This is a genomic window from Streptomyces sp. NPDC090106, assembly GCF_044747265.1.
GTDB lineage: Bacteria > Actinomycetota > Actinomycetes > Streptomycetales > Streptomycetaceae > Streptomyces.
Map to the genome: position 1 here is coordinate 457557 of NZ_JBIVDS010000008.1, position 15874 is coordinate 473430.

15 protein-coding genes are annotated in these 15874 nt (G+C 72.1%); 9 read left to right on the forward strand and 6 right to left on the reverse strand.

Annotation, left to right across the window (positions count from 1 at the left end):
* The first annotated feature begins 138 nt into the window (after positions 1-138).
* Positions 139-1314: a CapA family protein gene (locus ACIPSE_RS27165; protein ID WP_401667017.1), complete on the forward strand. Its 1176-nt coding sequence runs from the start codon at positions 139-141 to the stop codon at positions 1312-1314.
* Between the two features lie 17 nt (positions 1315-1331).
* On the opposite strand, the gene ACIPSE_RS27170 is transcribed toward ACIPSE_RS27165, so the two are convergent.
* Positions 1332-1874: a MarR family winged helix-turn-helix transcriptional regulator gene (locus ACIPSE_RS27170; protein WP_401667019.1), complete on the reverse strand. Its 543-nt coding sequence runs from the start codon at positions 1872-1874 to the stop codon at positions 1332-1334.
* 72 nt (positions 1875-1946) lie between these two features.
* Here ACIPSE_RS27170 and ACIPSE_RS27175 point away from each other — a divergent pair, with 72 nt between their 5' ends.
* Positions 1947-2765 carry an alpha/beta fold hydrolase gene (locus ACIPSE_RS27175; protein ID WP_401667021.1) on the forward strand — a complete coding sequence of 273 codons (819 nt, stop codon included), beginning with the start codon at positions 1947-1949 and terminating at the stop codon, positions 2763-2765.
* A gap of 3 nt (positions 2766-2768) precedes the next feature.
* Here the strand turns inward: ACIPSE_RS27175 and ACIPSE_RS27180 are convergent, their stop codons facing one another.
* Complete coding sequence (locus ACIPSE_RS27180) at positions 2769-3230, reverse strand: universal stress protein (protein WP_401667024.1); 462 nt, start codon at positions 3228-3230, stop codon at positions 2769-2771.
* Positions 3231-3319: 89 nt separating this feature from the next.
* On the opposite strand from ACIPSE_RS27180, the gene lysX reads away from it, so the two are divergent.
* Positions 3320-6574, forward strand: a complete 3255-nt coding sequence (lysX, locus tag ACIPSE_RS27185; protein ID WP_401667027.1) for a bifunctional lysylphosphatidylglycerol synthetase/lysine--tRNA ligase LysX — start codon at positions 3320-3322, stop codon at positions 6572-6574.
* 89 nt (positions 6575-6663) lie between these two features.
* Complete coding sequence (locus tag ACIPSE_RS27190) at positions 6664-7512, forward strand: polysaccharide deacetylase family protein (protein WP_401667028.1); 849 nt, start codon at positions 6664-6666, stop codon at positions 7510-7512.
* Between the two features lie 46 nt (positions 7513-7558).
* Here the strand turns inward: ACIPSE_RS27190 and ACIPSE_RS27195 are convergent, their stop codons facing one another.
* Positions 7559-8227 carry a class F sortase gene (locus ACIPSE_RS27195; protein WP_401667031.1) on the reverse strand — a complete coding sequence of 223 codons (669 nt, stop codon included), beginning with the start codon at positions 8225-8227 and terminating at the stop codon, positions 7559-7561.
* Positions 8228-8559: 332 nt separating this feature from the next.
* On the opposite strand from ACIPSE_RS27195, the gene ACIPSE_RS27200 reads away from it, so the two are divergent.
* On the forward strand, positions 8560-9048 hold the full coding sequence (locus ACIPSE_RS27200) for a hypothetical protein (protein ID WP_401667033.1): 489 nt from the start codon (positions 8560-8562) through the stop codon (positions 9046-9048).
* A 117-nt stretch (positions 9049-9165) separates the two neighbouring features.
* Here the strand turns inward: ACIPSE_RS27200 and ACIPSE_RS27205 are convergent, their stop codons facing one another.
* From ACIPSE_RS27205 to ACIPSE_RS27215, 3 genes are all read right to left on the reverse strand, one after another.
* Positions 9166-9702 carry a hypothetical protein gene (locus ACIPSE_RS27205; protein WP_401667035.1) on the reverse strand — a complete coding sequence of 179 codons (537 nt, stop codon included), beginning with the start codon at positions 9700-9702 and terminating at the stop codon, positions 9166-9168.
* Between the two features lie 223 nt (positions 9703-9925).
* Positions 9926-10690 (reverse strand): hypothetical protein, encoded by a 765-nt coding sequence (locus ACIPSE_RS27210; protein WP_401667037.1) that lies wholly within the window; start codon positions 10688-10690, stop codon positions 9926-9928.
* Between the two features lie 16 nt (positions 10691-10706).
* Positions 10707-10835, reverse strand: a complete 129-nt coding sequence (locus ACIPSE_RS27215; protein WP_401667039.1) for a hypothetical protein — start codon at positions 10833-10835, stop codon at positions 10707-10709.
* Between the two features lie 343 nt (positions 10836-11178).
* Here ACIPSE_RS27215 and ACIPSE_RS27220 point away from each other — a divergent pair, with 343 nt between their 5' ends.
* From ACIPSE_RS27220 to ACIPSE_RS27235, 4 genes are all read left to right on the forward strand, one after another.
* Positions 11179-11451: a hypothetical protein gene (locus ACIPSE_RS27220; RefSeq protein WP_401667041.1), complete on the forward strand. Its 273-nt coding sequence runs from the start codon at positions 11179-11181 to the stop codon at positions 11449-11451.
* 87 nt (positions 11452-11538) lie between these two features.
* Positions 11539-12492 carry an SCO0930 family lipoprotein gene (locus tag ACIPSE_RS27225; RefSeq protein WP_401667044.1) on the forward strand — a complete coding sequence of 318 codons (954 nt, stop codon included), beginning with the start codon at positions 11539-11541 and terminating at the stop codon, positions 12490-12492.
* 330 nt (positions 12493-12822) lie between these two features.
* Complete coding sequence (locus ACIPSE_RS27230) at positions 12823-13635, forward strand: SAM-dependent methyltransferase (RefSeq protein WP_401667047.1); 813 nt, start codon at positions 12823-12825, stop codon at positions 13633-13635.
* Positions 13632-15767, forward strand: coding sequence for a putative bifunctional diguanylate cyclase/phosphodiesterase (locus tag ACIPSE_RS27235; RefSeq protein ID WP_401667050.1), 2136 nt, complete (start codon positions 13632-13634; stop codon positions 15765-15767). The genes ACIPSE_RS27230 and ACIPSE_RS27235 overlap by 4 nt, the downstream gene beginning before the upstream one ends.
* The last annotated feature ends 107 nt before the right edge of the window (positions 15768-15874 follow it).

The following is a 15874-nucleotide window of genomic DNA, read 5'->3' on the forward strand; positions in this document are numbered from 1 at the left end:
TCGGCCGCGCCCCGATCAAGAGGCTCCCTCCCCTCGGTCGCGCGCGGCGGACGGGCGAACGAACGGGCGGGAACCGTTTGGGGAAGGGCTCATCTTCATAAGCATTTGTGGGTAAATATGACCCACTGGGGTGAGCTGATGATCGCACGCAGTCGACAAGTGGCCCTGGCCCTCACGGCCGTCCTGGCGGCGGGCGCCGCCTGCCAGGCGAAGGACACGGACAACCACCCGCCTCCCGCCCGCGGCGGCCGGCCCGCGCCGCAGCCGTCCGCCTCCCCGGCCGCCGGGGCGTTCACCCTCGTCGCCTCCGGCGACGTGCTGCCGCACAGCTCGATCATCGAGCGCGCGAAGTTCGACGCGGGCGGCACCGGATACGACTTCCGCCCGATGCTCTCCGGCGTCGAACCGGTCGTCTCGCGCGCCGATCTGGCGCTGTGTCACATGGAGACCGTCTACGGCGCGAACGGCGACTACACCGGATACCCGGCCTTCAAGTCCCCGCCCGAGGTGGCGAAAGGCCTCGCGGCGACCGGCTACGACGGCTGCTCCACCGCGTCCAACCACAGCCTCGACGACGGCGCCGACGGCATCCGGCGCACCCTCGACGCCCTCGACCGCGCGGGCGTGCGCCACGCCGGTACCGCCCGCACCCCGCAGGAGGCGCGCACCGTCACGATCCTGCGGGCCGGCCGGGCGAAGGTCGCCCATCTCGCCTACACCTACGACACCAACGGCTATCCGCTGCCCGCCGGGCAGCCCTGGGCGGTCGCCCTCCTCGACGAGAACCGGATCCTTGCCGACGCCCGCGCCGCCCGGCGGGCAGGCGCCGACGTGGTCGTGGTCTCCGTGCACTGGGGCACCGAGTGGCAGGACGCGCCCGACGAGCGCCAGCTCTCCCTGGCCCGCACCCTCACCGCGGCCCGCACCGGCGGGCGCCCCGACATCGACCTGATCCTCGGCACCCACGCCCATGTCCCGCAGGCGTACGAGAAGGTCAACGGGACCTGGGTGATCTACGGGATGGGCGACCAGATCGCCGGTGAGATGTCCAACCACGAGGGGGTCCAGGACCCGCGCGGCAACCAGTCCACGATCGGCCGCTTCACCTTCGTGCCGCCGAAGCGGTCCGGCGGGCGGTGGGAGGTGGCGAAGGCCGAGTTCGTGCCGCAGCTGTTCGACATCGACGCCGGACGGGTCCTCGACGTCAACGAGGCCATCGCCGAGGGCGCCGAGCTGAGCGGGGTGCGGGACCGGATCAGGGAGGTCGTGCTGAGCCGTGGCGCCGCGAAGGACGGGCTGCGCATGGGCCGGTGACCGCGGGGAGGGGGCGGTCAGTCCTCCTCCGCCGGGTCGAAGGTCCGCAGCATCTCCTTCAGCACCCGCGTGCACGCCCTGAGTTCGGCCTCGGTGAGATCGCCGCCGACCTGCCGGTTCAGGGCGTGCTCGCGTGCCAGGATCGTGTCGATCATCGCCTCTCCGGCGGGCGTGATCCGGATCAGCGAGGACCGCTGGTGCGCCGGGTTGGGCGTCGCCTCAGCCCATCCCTCGGTCACCGCGTCGTTGACCATCCGCTGCACGAACTGCCGGGTCAGGGTCATGATCCGGCCCATCTGAGGCACCGTCATCGACCCGTAGCGGCGCAGCAGGACGAGCACGGAGCGGACCCCGACGGAGACCCCCTCGACCTGTTCGCCCTGCTCGATCTTGCGCAGACCGCGGCGGTAGAGCGCGCCGACGAGATCGAAGACCTCGGAGACCCGGTGGCCGAGCTCGTCAGGGGAGAGGGGAGCGCCGGGAGAGGGGGAGGCGCCGGGGGAGTGCGGGGCGCCGGGTGGGAGGGAGGCGTCGGGTGAGAGGGGGGTGTCGTCGTTCACCGGGACATCATGCACCGCCCCATCATGACAACTAGGTTGTCAAATGCGTCTACTCATGACACCTTGGTTGTCATGAGCGTTGACGGGAAACTCAACCGCTTCACCTCCACCGACGGCGACCTCGCCTACCGCGACACCGGTACCGGCGACCTCGTCGTCCTCCTCCACTCCGGCTACGTCGACCACCGCGTCTTCGACGCCCAGACACCCGCCCTGACCGCCGCCGGGTACCGGGTCGTCGCCGCGGACGTCCGCGGGCACGGCTGGTCGGCCAACGCGAGCGCGCCCTTCCGCTGGGCCGACGACCTCGCCCAGCTGCTGCGGCACCTCGACGCCGGACCCGCGGTCCTCGGCGGGGTGTCGATGGGCGGCGTCATCGCCTCCGACACCGCGATCGAGTACCCCGAACTCGTCCGGGCCCTCGTCCTCAGCGGCGCCTCGACCAGCGACTTCGAGTACACCCACGAGGCGACCCGTGCGATCCTCGCCGCATCCGCCCGCGCCCTGGGCGCCGGGGACGTCGAGGGCTGGCTCACGGTCTTCCTGAGCGCCGTCGCCGGCCCCTTCCGCACCACCGACGACGTCGACCCGGCCCTCCTCGCCCGCCTGAGCGAGATGGCCCGGCACACCCTCGCCAAGCACACCCCCGGCGAACACGACTGGCACGTCCCCCTGACCGACGTGCGGTCCCGGGCGGCGAAGATCGACGTCCCCGTCCTCACGGTCAACGGGAGCCTCGACTCACCGGACCTGCTCGCCGACGCGGAACTCCTCGCCGCCACCGTCCCCGACGGACGCCCGGTCCTGATCGAGGGAACCTCGCACCACCCGAACATGGAGGAACCCGAGGAGTTCAACCGCGTCCTCCTCGGGTTCCTCGACACGCTCTGACCGCTACGGCACCACCGTCACCGGCCAGCGGCCCGCCTTCACCAGGCGCACCGCCACCGACCCGACGATCCGGTGCCCCGCCTGCTCCGAGGCGCCCACCACCACCGCGTCCGCCGTGAGCTCGTCGGCGGCCCGCGCCAGCCCGTTGTACGGGTCGCCGCGGAAGGTGTGGAACTCCCAGCGCACGTCGAATATCCCCTTGACCCGCTCTGCGGCGTCCCGGATCTGGGCGACCAGGTCCTGGGCGATCTCGTCGGTCGTCTCGGCCACCGGCGCCCCCATCGCCGCGCCCGCGGCCATCACCGGCTGCACGTACACGACGGCGAGCAGGGCCCGCTGCCGCCGGGCCAGGCCACCGGCGTACGACGCCGCCCTGAGGGACGAATCGGAGCCGTCCACGCCGACCATGATGACCTTGGGCCCGTCCGTGCCCCGCTCGAACTGGTGCGAGTGCTGTTCCGTCACGCGGCGAGGCTATCGGAAACCCCAGGTCCCGCCGCCGCCCGGGACCCGCCCGACGGGCGGGGCGGCCCGGCAGTTCCTACAGTCGGAACATGAGCGCCAGAGCCGACGCCGCCCCCGAACCGGTACGACGGGGCGGCGGCGGCCACCTCGCCAGGGTGCCGGAAGGCTTCGCGGCCTTCTTCGGCGCCCTCGGCCTGCTGTGCCTGCTGCTGGCCTTCATCCCGCCGCTGCGACGGCTGCTGCGCCCCGTCGTCCGGCTGCTCGACCTGCTCATCGTCCCGGTCAGCGCCAACCTCGCCTACGCCGTCTTCCTCTTCCTCCTCGCCGGCGCCACCGCCGCCCGCAAGAAGGTCGCCTGGTGGCTGGTCGTCGTCTACCTGGGCCTGCTCGTCCTCGTGGACGTGCTCGGTGTGGCCGCCGGCCTGTACGCCGCGTCCCTGCCGTCGCTCGTCGTGTGCGCGCTCGCCCTCGCCCTGCTCGTCGTCGCCCGGGGCGAGTTCTACGCCGCCTCCCGCCGCGCGGCCGTCAGACGGGCCGTCGGGGTCCTGCTCGCGGGCCTCGCGCTCGGCATCCTCGTCGGCTGGGGCCTGGTCGAGCTGTTCCCCGGCACCCTGCCGCGCGGCCAGCGCCTGCTGTGGGCGGCGAACCGGGTCTGCGGCGGTCTGGTCTCCGGCCGCTCCTTCGACGGCGTCCCGCCCCGCGCCCTGTTCTTCCTCCTCGGCCTGTTCGGCGCGCTCGCCCTCCTCAACGCCGCCGCGACCCTCTTCCGCTCGCAGCGCATGGAGGCCGCCCTGCACGGCGACGAGGAGGACCGCATCCGCGCCCTGCTCACCGCGTACGGCGCCCGCGACTCCCTCGGCTACTTCGCCACCCGCCGCGACAAGGCCGTCGTCTTCTCGCCCAGCGGCAAGGCCGCCGTCACCTACCGCGTCGAGGCGGGCGTCTGCCTGGCCAGCGGCGACCCCGTCGGCGACCGGGAGGCCTGGCCGCACGCCATCGGCGCCTGGCTCGACGCGGCCCGCCGGCACGGCTGGGCGCCCGCCGCGATGGGCGCCTCCGAGGACGGCGCCAAGGCCTACGCCCGCGCCGGGCTCGGCGCCCTCCAGCTCGGCGACGAGGCGATCCTGAACGTCGCCGACTTCGACCTCAAGGGCCGTGACATGCGGGTCACCCGGCAGGCCGTGCACCGCGTCGCCCGCACCGGCGCCCGCTGCCGGGTCCGCCGCCACTCGGCCCTCACCGACGCCGAGATGGAGGAGATCGTCGACAAGGCCGACGCCTGGCGCGACACCGAGACCGAACGCGGCTTCTCCATGGCCCTGGACCGCCTCGGCGACCCGGCCGACGGCGACTGCCTCCTCGTCGAGGCCCTCGGCGAGGACGGCCGGCTCCTCGCCCTGCTCTCCTTCGTCCCCTGGGGCACCGACGGCGTCTCCCTCGACCTGATGCGCCGTGACCGCGGCGCACCCAACGGGGTCATGGAGTTCATGGTCGCCGAACTCTGCGAGGCCGCCCCGAAACTGGGCGTGCGCCGGATCTCCCTCAACTTCGCCGTGTTCCGCTCGGTCTTCGAGGAGGGCGCCCGCATCGGCGCCGGACCCGTGCTGCGCCTGTGGCGCCGGCTGCTCCTGTTCTTCTCGAAGTGGTGGCAGCTGGAGGCCCTGTACCGCTCCAACGCCAAGTACCGCCCCGAGTGGTACCCCCGCTTCATCTGCTACGGCGAGACCGGCGCCCTCGCCCGGATCGGCCTCGCCTCCGGCATCGCCGAGGGCTTCGTAGCCGTACCGTCGCTGCGCAAGCTCTGGGGCAAGGGGCGGCCGAAGGCCGGGCCGCGGCCGGCCACCACCGAGCACCTGCCCTCGCTGTCGGCGCTCGGCCTCGACACGGCGGACGGGACCGGGACCGACGGGGACGAGAGGCTGCCCGAACAGGCCCGCGTCCGCCGCCGCACACTGGACCGGCTCCGCGCCGACGGCACCGACCCCTATCCCGTCGGCGTCGCCGCCCGCACCCACGCCCTCGCCGAGGTCCGCGACGGCGACCGGGTCACCGTCGCGGGCCGGATCATGCGGGTCCGCGACTTCGGCGGCGTGATCTTCGTGACCCTGCGCGACTGGTCCGGCGACCACCAGCTCGCCCTCACCCGCGACCGCGGCGGCCTCCCCCGCTTCCGCGCCGACACCGACATCGGCGACCACATCACCGCCACCGGCACGGCGGGCGTCAGCGACCGGGGCGAGCCCACCGTCTTCGTCACCGGCTGGCAGCTCGTCGGCAAGTGCCTGCGCCCGCTGCCCGACAAACGGCGCGGCCTGACCGACCCCGAGGCCAGGGTCCGCATGCGCTACCTCGACCTCGTCACCAGCCCCGCCGCCCGCGACGTCGTGCGCGTCCGCTCCACCGCCGTGCAGGCCCTGCGCCAGGGCCTGCTGCGACGCGGCTACCTGGAGGTCGAAACGCCGATGCTCCAGCAGATCCACGGCGGCGCCAACGCCCGCCCCTTCACGACCCACATCAACGCCTACGACCTCGACCTGTACCTGCGCATCGCCCCCGAGCTGTACCTCAAGCGGCTCTGCGTCGGCGGCCTGGAGAAGGTCTTCGAGATGGGCCGCACCTTCCGCAACGAGGGCGTCTCCCACAAGCACAACCCCGAGTTCACGATGCTGGAGGCCTACCAGGCCTTCGCCGACTACGACGTGATGCTCGACCTCACCCGCGAACTGATCCAGGACGCGGCCACCGCCGCCTTCGGCACACCGGTCGCCCGCAAGGACGGCGAGGAGTACGACATCTCCGGCCCCTGGCCCGTCAAGACCGTCCACCAGGCTCTCTCGGAGGCCCTCGGGGAGGAGGTGGACGCCGACACCGACCTGGCCAGGCTGCACCGGCTCTGCGACCGCGCGGGCGTGCCCTACACCCCCGACGACGGACGCGGGGACGTCGTCCTCGAAATGTACGAGCGGCTCGTCGAGGAGCGCACCGAGCTGCCCACCTTCTACAAGGACTTCCCGACCGACGTCTCCCCGCTCACCCGCCCGCACCGCACCGACCCGCGCCTCGCGGAGCGCTGGGACCTCGTCGCCTTCGGCACCGAACTGGGCACCGCCTACTCCGAGCTGACCGACCCCGTCGAGCAGCGCCGCCGCCTCACCGCCCAGTCGCTGCTGGCCGCCGGGGGAGACCCCGAGGCGATGGAACTCGACGAGGACTTCCTCGACGCCCTGGAGTACGCCATGCCGCCCACCGGCGGGCTCGGCATCGGCGTCGACCGGCTGGTCATGTTCCTCACCGACCTGACGATCCGCGAGACCCTGCCGTTCCCCCTGGTGCGCCGCCACTGACGCTCCGTCATAGGCCGGGCGGGTGCTTTCCCGCCGCCGCACCGGTGTAGTCCTGGTGCGTCGGCCGTGTTCCGGGCGACTGATGAGTCATGACGAAGGATCAGTTGCTCACACGGCTGCTCACCCGGCGCCGCGCGCTGTTCGCGGGCGCCGCCGCCGTCGGCGCGGCGGGCACCGCCGGACTGTACGCGGCGCTCGGCGGCGAGGAGCCGGTCAGGGCCGCCGCCCCCGCCGCGGGCGCCCCGGCCGCCCGCCCGCTCAAGCCCTCCGCCTACCGGCTCCAGCCCCTCACCGGGTACGGCCCGCCGCGCGCCGCCCCACGCCGCCTCACCGTGCGGCGCGAACCCCTGCTGAAGATGACCGGACGCGGCCGGACCATGGTGCTGACCTTCGACGACGGCCCCGATCCCCGCTACACCCCCGACATCCTCGACACCCTCGCCGAGTACGACGTGCGCGCCATGTTCTTCGTGTGCGGCGAGATGGCCGTCGACAACAAGGAGCTGCTGGCCCGGATGTCCGACGAGGGCCACGTCGTCGGCAACCACACCTGGTCCCACCCCCTGCTGACCCGGCTCAGCCGCGGCCGGATGCGCTCCGAGATGGAACGCACCTGCGACGTCATCGAGGAGGCGTACGGCGAGCGGCCCGCCTGGTTTCGCGCGCCCTACGGGGCCTGGAACCGCACCGCCTTCCAGCTCGGCGCCGACCTCGGCATGGAACCCCTCGCCTGGACCGTCGACACCCTCGACTGGACCACCCCCGGCACCCGCACCATCACCGGACGCGTCGAGAACGGCGCCGCCCCCGGCGTCGTGGTGCTCTCGCACGACGCCGGGGGCGACCGCTCCCAGAGCGTCCGGGCCCTGCGGCAGTATCTTCCGCAGCTCCTGGACGCCGGATATCACATCACCGTCCCGAGACGGCAGTACACATAACCGGCGGGAATCCGGCAGGCCGTGCGCCCGCCCGGTCGGGGAACGCTCAGCGGACCTCGACCAGGCGGGCGAACACGACCACGTTCCCCGCATAACCGTCCTGCTTGGTGAATCCGCCGCCGCAGGTGATGACCCGCAGTTCCGCGGCGCCCTTCGCACCGTAGACACGGTCGCCGGGGAAATCGTTCTTCTGGAACACCTCGATGCCGTAGATCTCGAACACCGCGGTCTTTCCGTCCTTGCGTCCTACCTCGACGCGATTTCCCTTCTTCAGGGACCCGAGTCCGTAGAACACGGCGGGGCCCGACGTGTTGTCGACATGGCCGACGACGACCGAGGTGCCTTTCTCGCCGGGCGACACGTTGCCGGTGAACCAGCCCGCCAGATTCGGGTCCTCCGGCGGCGGCGCGCCCACCCAGCCCTCGCTGTCCAGGCCGACCGGCATGATCGGCGCGTCCACCTGGATGGAGGGGATCCGCACCCGTTCCGGCTCGGAGAACGCCAGTGGGGCCACGTTCCCGGCGGAGCTGCCGGGCACCCGGCTGTCCGCGGCGGCAGCCGTCGCCGGCTGCGGAGGACCGACGTCGAATTCCCCCGACCCGTTCCGGATGAGCGCGAGGCCGGTCAGCAGAACAAGCGCTATCACGCCCCAAGGAGCGCGCTTCCTCGGCTGCTCCTCCTCTTCGGCCGTACCGGCCAGCTCGGACGCAGACATTCACTTCCCCTCTCGACGCGGCCGTCGCCGCGTCAGTCGCGCATACGGGAACGCTAAGCGCAGCGCGCGCGACCGGCGACGGGGCACGGGCGAACGGGTGGCCGCCACCCGTGGGGTGCGCCATCCGAGTTGCCGTGCACAGGAAATTTCTGACGGTGTGTGACCTGCGGCAATATCCGATTGTGCGCTTTTCGCTCGGCGTGTCCCCTCACCAGGACGGACCATCGCCGAAATGCGCACGCGTGCACGGCATCTGAGGGTCTTTCTGGGAGGCGCTTTCTCGCCGATCAACCGGGGACCGTTTTCCCGGGGCGTCTTCCGCGGAGGAACACATGCGTACCACTCGTGCCCTGGCGGCCTCTGCCGCAGCGGTCGCCGTGCTCGGACTCGCCGCTCCCGTCGCGGTCGCGGACGGGATGACCAGCCCGACCAACGCCACGGTCCTGCCGAGCGTCATCGCGCGCGGCGGGCAGCTGACCATCACCGTCAACAACTGCTCCGGCGTCGGCACCGCGAACTCCGACGCCTTCACGGCGCCGGTCACGCTCACCAACGGGCGGGGCGGACTGTCGACCGGTACCGCGACCGTCTCCCGCAACGCCCGGCAGGGCTCCCACTCCATGACCGTCACGTGCAGCAACGGGACGGTCGTCAACCCCAACGCGTTCACCGTCATCGGCGCTGTCCGCGGTGGTCTCGGCGGCAGCAGCTCGACCGGCGCGACCCCGACCGACATGGCCATCGGCGGCGGGCTCGTGGCCGCGGCCCTCGTCGGCGGCGGTGTGTTCTGGATGCGCCGCCGCGCCGAGCGCCGGATCTGACCCCCGCCCCTTCTCCGATCCCCGGCCCTTCGGAGATCGCACACAGCGCGAAGGCCTTCGCCCCGGACCCTTGGAGGGTTCCGGGGCGAAGGCCTTTCACCGTGCCGTCAGGTGCCGTCAGGCGCCGTCCTCGCCGGTGCGGCGGCGCGAGAAGTGGTACGCCGCGCCGACCGAGCCCGCGATGAGCGCGGCACCGAGCCCGATCTCCTTGAGGTCGAACCCGCCGATCGTCCCGCCCTCACCGGCGTGCACACCCCGGTCGGGATACGGGTACGGGTAGGGCGGCGTCGTCGGGTTGACCCGGCCGCCCGCGATCGTCAGCCCCACCGAGGCCGTGTTGCCGTCGCACGTGAACTTGACGTCGTACACGGCACCCGGTTTGGCGTCCCAGTCGACCGTCGCCGTTCTCGAGGACTGCGACGGTTTGATCGACACCGTGTCGAAGACGCCCGAGGACACGATCACCTTGCCCGTGCAGTCGCCGTTGGAGCGGTCGACCTGGAGGGTGACCTGGCCGCCCGCCGCGATGGTCGAGGGCACGACGTTGAAGCGGAAGGCGGTGACGCCCACGTCCCCTGCGGCGGCGACCGGCGCGGCCAGGGTCAGAGCGGTCATGCCCAGCAGTGCCGCCGAAGCTACGCGTATCGCGCGCATGGTGAGTCCTCCGGGTCCCCGAGGAGCAGCCGCGGACCTGTTCCGCTGGTGTGGGAAATGCACCTCGATGATCGGAACGCTAGGAAGGTACGCACATGTGCGCGAACGGTGTCGGGCGAATGGGGCAAGAGGCTGGGCCGGGCGGGGGAAACCGGCGGCGTGGCGGCCTCCGCCCGGCCCTGCGCTCCGGGTTGCCCCGGGGCCCGGGCCGGGTGAGTGCCCGTCAGCGCCCGATGCCCGGGAAGAAGTCCAGGAACGGTTCCGCGGAGGCGGTCACGCCCCGGCTGTAGGGGGCGTCGAAGTCCCAGATCAGGAAGAGGAGGAAGGCGATCAGCGCGGAGAACAGCCCGGCGAGGATCAGCTCGCGCGGTGTTCTGCGGATCTGGAGCGCCAGCACCATGCCGATGGTGATGACGGCTCCGGCGATCAGGCCGAACCACACCACCCCCGGCATCGTCGCCGAGGTCGAGTTCGCGCGGGCGGTGCGGGCCGCGTCGGCCGCCGCCACCTGGTCGACGAGCGGCTGATAGGCCTGCGCCTCGAAGTCCGTGGCCGGTTCGTAGTCGATGACGTCCTGGCGCAGCCGCTCCATCAGCCGGTCGCCCCGCTCGGTGACCTCGCCGTGGTCGGCCATCGCCTTCCATTCGACGTTCACGACCTGTCCGACATAGGCGTTGACATCCTCTCGAATGCGGTCACGGGTGTCGGCCGGGTAGACCCGGACCCGCTCCGACACCTCGTGCAGGGCGATCGCCTCGGCCTGGACGTGGTCCTCGGCGGCGGCCCGCCCCTCCCACACCCCGGCGATGGCCAGACCCAGCACGATGGCGTAGACGACGCCGATCCACATCGTCATGTACTCGATGACGTCCGGGGTCTCGTCGGTGTCCTCGTCGTCGGCCGCCGATTTGTGGCGGACGAGGGTGATGACGACCACCACGGCGCAGGCGGCCAGCATCGCGAGGGTGAGAACAAGCCATTCCGGCAAGGGGGACCTCCAGGGGTCAGCGCGGGCGCAGCGCGGCCACGGCGACGATCGCCGGCGCCGCGATGAGCAGGACGAAGGTGAGCGGGTCGGTGCCGTGGTGCGCGGGTGGGCGCGACGCCGGGGAGTGGTACGCCGGGTAGGTCACGGGGGACGCGGAGGGCCGGGGTGTCGGCGTGGGCGTGGGCGTCGGTGACGGGGGCGGCGTGGGCGTCGGGGTCGGCGTGGGGGTGGGCGTCGGGGTCGGCGCCGGGCGGGGTGCGGGCGGTGCCGGACGCGCGGCCGGGGGAGGCGGGGTGGGCCTCGGGGTCGGCGTCGGGGTGGGGGTGGGCTCCGGGGTCGGCGTGGGCGTCGGCTTCCGGGTCGGAGGCGGCGTCGGCGTCGGTTCCGGGGTGGGGGTCGGGGTGGGCGTGGGGCACGGCGACGGCGGGGGCGGCGGGGGAGGGGGCGTGGGGCACCCCGGAGGTGTGGTCCACGTCACATTCCCGGCGATGGCCACCGCGACCGTTCCGTCCGGCCCGGTCGACGCGGACGCGCAGGCGTCTGCCGCGGCGGTGCCGGCCGGTGCGCCGACGAATAGCCATGCCACCGTCAACACGGTCAACACCCGTATGACGGAGCCGTATTGGGTCGGTTCGGGTCGATGCACGCAGCAGATCATGAACCTCCAACGCGCGGCCGCGCGCGCAGGTGGCGGGGTATTGCCCCGAAGGAGTGAGAGGGGTGCGACACAGGTTCCGGAAAGAAAAATGTGCGCCGGTTGAACACATCGCCCCCCGGGCTGCGTACTCATGACCGTGCGGCGGCGCAATACGGCGCTGCAACGCCCTTACGAGTATGGGGAGTTGACGATGAAGACCTCCTGGCGGAGTGCCTCGCTGATGGCGAGTGCCGCCGCGGTGCTGACGCTGACGACGGCGTGTGGCCAGGAATCGGCGCCGTCCGCGAGCAGCCAGAACGTGGGCGCGACGGCCGCGGCCGGTGACTACGGCAACGCGGGCGCGGGCATCGGTTCCGGCGTCGGTGCCATCGGTTCGAGCCCTTCGGCGAGCAGTACCGCCTCCAAGGTGGATCCCGCGGGCAAGCTGGCCGTCGTCACCAATCCCGAACTCGGCAAGGTCCTCACGGACAACGCCGGCCTGACGCTCTACCGCTTCGACGCGGACACCGCCGAGCCGCCGAAGTCCACCTGCGACGGCGACTGCGCGACCGCCTGGCCGCCGGTGCCCGCCGACGACGCCTCGGCCGGTGAGGGCATCGACAAGGCGCTGCTCGGCGAGGTCACCCGCACCGACGGCACCAAGCAGCTCACCATCGGCGGCTGGCCCGCCTACCGCTTCGCCAAGGACGTCAACGCCGGTGACGTCAACGGCCAGGGCGTGAACGGCAAGTGGTACGCCCTCGCCCCCACCGGCAAGAAGGCCACCGAGGGCGACCAGCCCGGTCTGTCCACCCGTGAGGACCCGAAGCTCGGCGAGATCGTCATCGACGAGAACGGCATGACGGTCTACCGGTTCATCAAGGACGTGGCCTGGCCCGACCCGATCTCCAAGTGCACCGGAGCCTGCCTGGAGAAGTGGCCGGCCGTCGGTCCGGTCGAGGCCAACGACACCAAGGGCGTCGAGAAGAAGGGCCTGATGAGCTTCACCCGGCCCGACGGCGTCAAGCAGCAGACCATCGACTGCTGGCCCATCTACACCTTCACCGGGGACAAGGAACCCGGGGACACCAACGGTCAGGGCGTCGGCGGCACGTGGTACGCCGTGACGCCCGAGGGAAAGCCGGTCGGCGCGCCGAAGAGTTAGTCAGGTCATCTCCCCAGGGCTGGCCGCCCCGTTTCCTGTCGGTGACGCATCGCGGAGAGGAGGCACGAGGACCCAGCGAGAGAGTGCCGGACGCGAGAGCGCCGGACGGAGTTCAGCGCGTACGACCCACCGGCCCGTCCCCCGTGCACCGCACGCGGGGGGCGGGCCGGTATGCCGTGTTTAGGGTGGGTGTGCGGCATGGTCGGCCGGGCACGTGCCGCAGGCAGTGACCGGGAACGGACGGTCAATTTCCGGTTCGGCTCGCTCTGTTGGCAGGCGATCAGTAGCCTCTGCTCGAACACCGGATCGCCTGACGCCTTGGAGATGTAGATGGAGCGACCCGTCTGGGCCCCACGGAGCATCGACATCACGGTGCCCAGTGTCGCGCGCATCTACGACTACTACCTGGGCGGTTCGCACAACTTCGAGGTCGACCGGGAAGCCGCTCGCAAGGCGATGGAGTTCATGCCGGGACTCCCCAAGATCATGCAGGCCAACCGGGCGTTCATGCGGCGCGCGGTGCGGTTCGCGGCCCAGGAGGGCATCACCCAGTTCATCGACGTCGGCTCCGGCATCCCGACCTTCGGCAACGTCCACGAAGTGGCCCGGCGGGCCAGCCCCGGAGCCCGGGTCGTCTACGTCGACCACGACCCGGTGGCGGTCGCGCACAGCGAGGCCGTCCTCGCCGGGAACCCGGACGCGGGGGTCGTCGCGGCGGACCTCCGCAAGCCCCGGGAGATCCTCGACAGCGTCGAAGTACAGCAACTGATCGACCTGAACAGGCCGGTGGCCCTCCTCCTCGTTGCCATACTTCACTTCGTGGAAGACATGGACGACCCGTACGCGGCGGTGGCCGAGCTGCGCGACACCCTCGCGCCCGGCAGCCTGCTGGTGCTCACCCACGCCTCGTACGAGGGAATCCCGCTCCCACCGGAGAAGGCCGCGGGCACGGTGGACGTGTACAAGGACATTCGCAACCCGCTGATCATGCGTTCGCGCGAGCAGATCGCGCGGTTCTTCGAGGGGTACGACATGGTGGAACCGGGACTGGTGCCGATGCCGCTCTGGCGGCCGGACACGGAGCCCGAGGAAGAAGATCCCTGGGCCTTCTCCGGGTTCGCCGGCGTGGGGCGTACCGCGTGATCGCCGAGCCGGACGGGCCGGAGGACAGACTGCGCCGGTTCGCGACGATCTGGAGCCGGGCGGTGTTCCCGGTGACGACGACGTCCTCGACCCGGCCCGAGTTCGAGGAACAACTCCTGCCGCTGGCCCGCCGGCTGAGCGAGGCCCTGCGCGCGAGGACCTTCGACGCGGACGAGGGCAGGGCCGTCGGCGCCGCCCTGGTCACGGTGCACTGCACCGACCCCGAGGCCCTCAGCCGGACCCTGGACTGCGTGGACGCCTACCTGGTGCTCTACTGCGGCGGCGAGGGCGCCCAGGAGGACCTGCGGGTCCGCGCCTCACGCCTCCAGCACGCCATGGCCGCCGGTTACGCGCAGGCGCTCAGGGAACGCACACTGGCCGAGCAGGAGGCCATCTCGGCCGCCGCGCTGACCGCGCAGGGCGTCGTGGCCCAGGCGCTGCACGCGAGCGAGGCCCGCTTCCGTGCGGTCTTCGAGGGTGCCGCCATAGGCATCGGCATGGCCGACCTGGACGGCAACATCCTCCAGGTGAACGACGCGCTGCTGCGCATGTTCGGCATCACCGAGCAGCTGATGCGCGGCCGCAACGTCCGCGAGTGGACCCACCCCGAGGACGCGCCCCAGACCTGGACCCTCTACGACGAGCTGGTCCGCGGCGAGCGCGAGCACTACCACCTGGAGAAGGCGTTCTCCCGCCCCGACGGCACGGCCCTGTGGACCAACCTCACCGTCTCCCTGCTGCGCGACGCCGACGGCAACCCGCAGTACCAGCTCGCGCTGATGGAGGACACCACCGAGCGCCGGCTGCTCAACCTCCGCCTGCGCTACGAGGCCACGCACGACGCGCTCACCGGCCTGCCCAACCGCACGTTCTTCTTCGAGCGCCTGGAGAAGGCGCTCGGCGCGGGCGAGGGCCAGCGCTTCGGGCTGTGCTATCTCGACCTGGACGGCTTCAAGACCGTCAACGACAGCCTGGGCCACGCGGCCGGCGACCGGCTGCTGGTGGAGGTCGCCGACCGCCTCCAGTCCTGCGCCACCGCGCCCGGCGAGATGGTCGCCCGTCTGGGCGGCGACGAGTTCGTCGCGCTGACGACCGGCGCCGACACCGAGCGCGAGGTCGACGAGCTCGCCGGCCGCATCATGAACGCCCTGATCGCCCCGATCAGCGTCGACGGCCGCTCGCTGACCGTGCGCGGCAGCATCGGCATCGTCGAGGGCCCGGCGGGGGAGCGCAGCGCGGCCGAGGTGCTGCGCAGCGCCGACATCACGATGTACCGGGCCAAGTCCGCGGGCGGCAACCGCTTCGAGCTGGCCGACGAGGAGGCCGACGCGCGGGCCATCACCCGGCACGGGCTGACCACCGCCCTGCCGACGGCCCTGGAGCGGGGCGAGTTCTTCATCGAGTACCAGCCGCTGGTCCACCTCGGCGACGGCAGCGTCCGCGGCGCCGAGGCGCTGGTGCGCTGGCTGCACCCGCAGCACGGGGTGCTGGGCCCGGACCGGTTCATCCCGCTCGCCGAACACACCGGCCTGATCGTCCCGCTCGGCCGCTGGGTCCTGGAGCAGTCCGTACGGCAGGCCCGCGACTGGCGGGAGCGTCACACCGATGCCGGGCCGGTGCGCATCAACGTCAATCTCTCGCCCTGCCAGCTCACCCACCCCGGCCTGGTGCAGGACACGGTGGACATCCTGGAGCGCATGGGTGTGGAGCCGGACGTGCTGTGCCTGGAGGTCACCGAGTCGGCGCTGATCGGCGCGGACGACGACCTGCTGAAGCCGCTGCGCCGGCTGGCCGAGATGGGCGTGGACATCGCCCTGGACGACTTCGGCACGGGGTACTCGAACCTCGCGAACCTGCGCCGGCTCCCGGTGAGCATCCTCAAGCTCGACCGCTCCTTCACCCAGAGCATGCAGCAGTTCCCCGCCGACCCCGTCGACCTGAAGATCGTCGAGGGGATCGTCTCGCTCGCCCACAGCCTGGACCTCGCGGTCACGGTCGAGGGCGTGGAGACGGGCGCGCAGGCCGAACAGCTCCGGATACTCGGCTGCGACACCGCGCAGGGCTGGTACTACGCCCGCCCGGGCCCGCCGGACCGGCTCCACGAGCTGGCGCTGGTGGACGCGACGGGCTGACCGCCAGGGGGCACCGGACAGGCAGTCCGTCGTGCGGCGGCCCACCGAGGGGAACACCTCCTCGGCGGGCCGCCGCCAGGCGCGGGTCAAGGTGCCGGCGGCGGGCC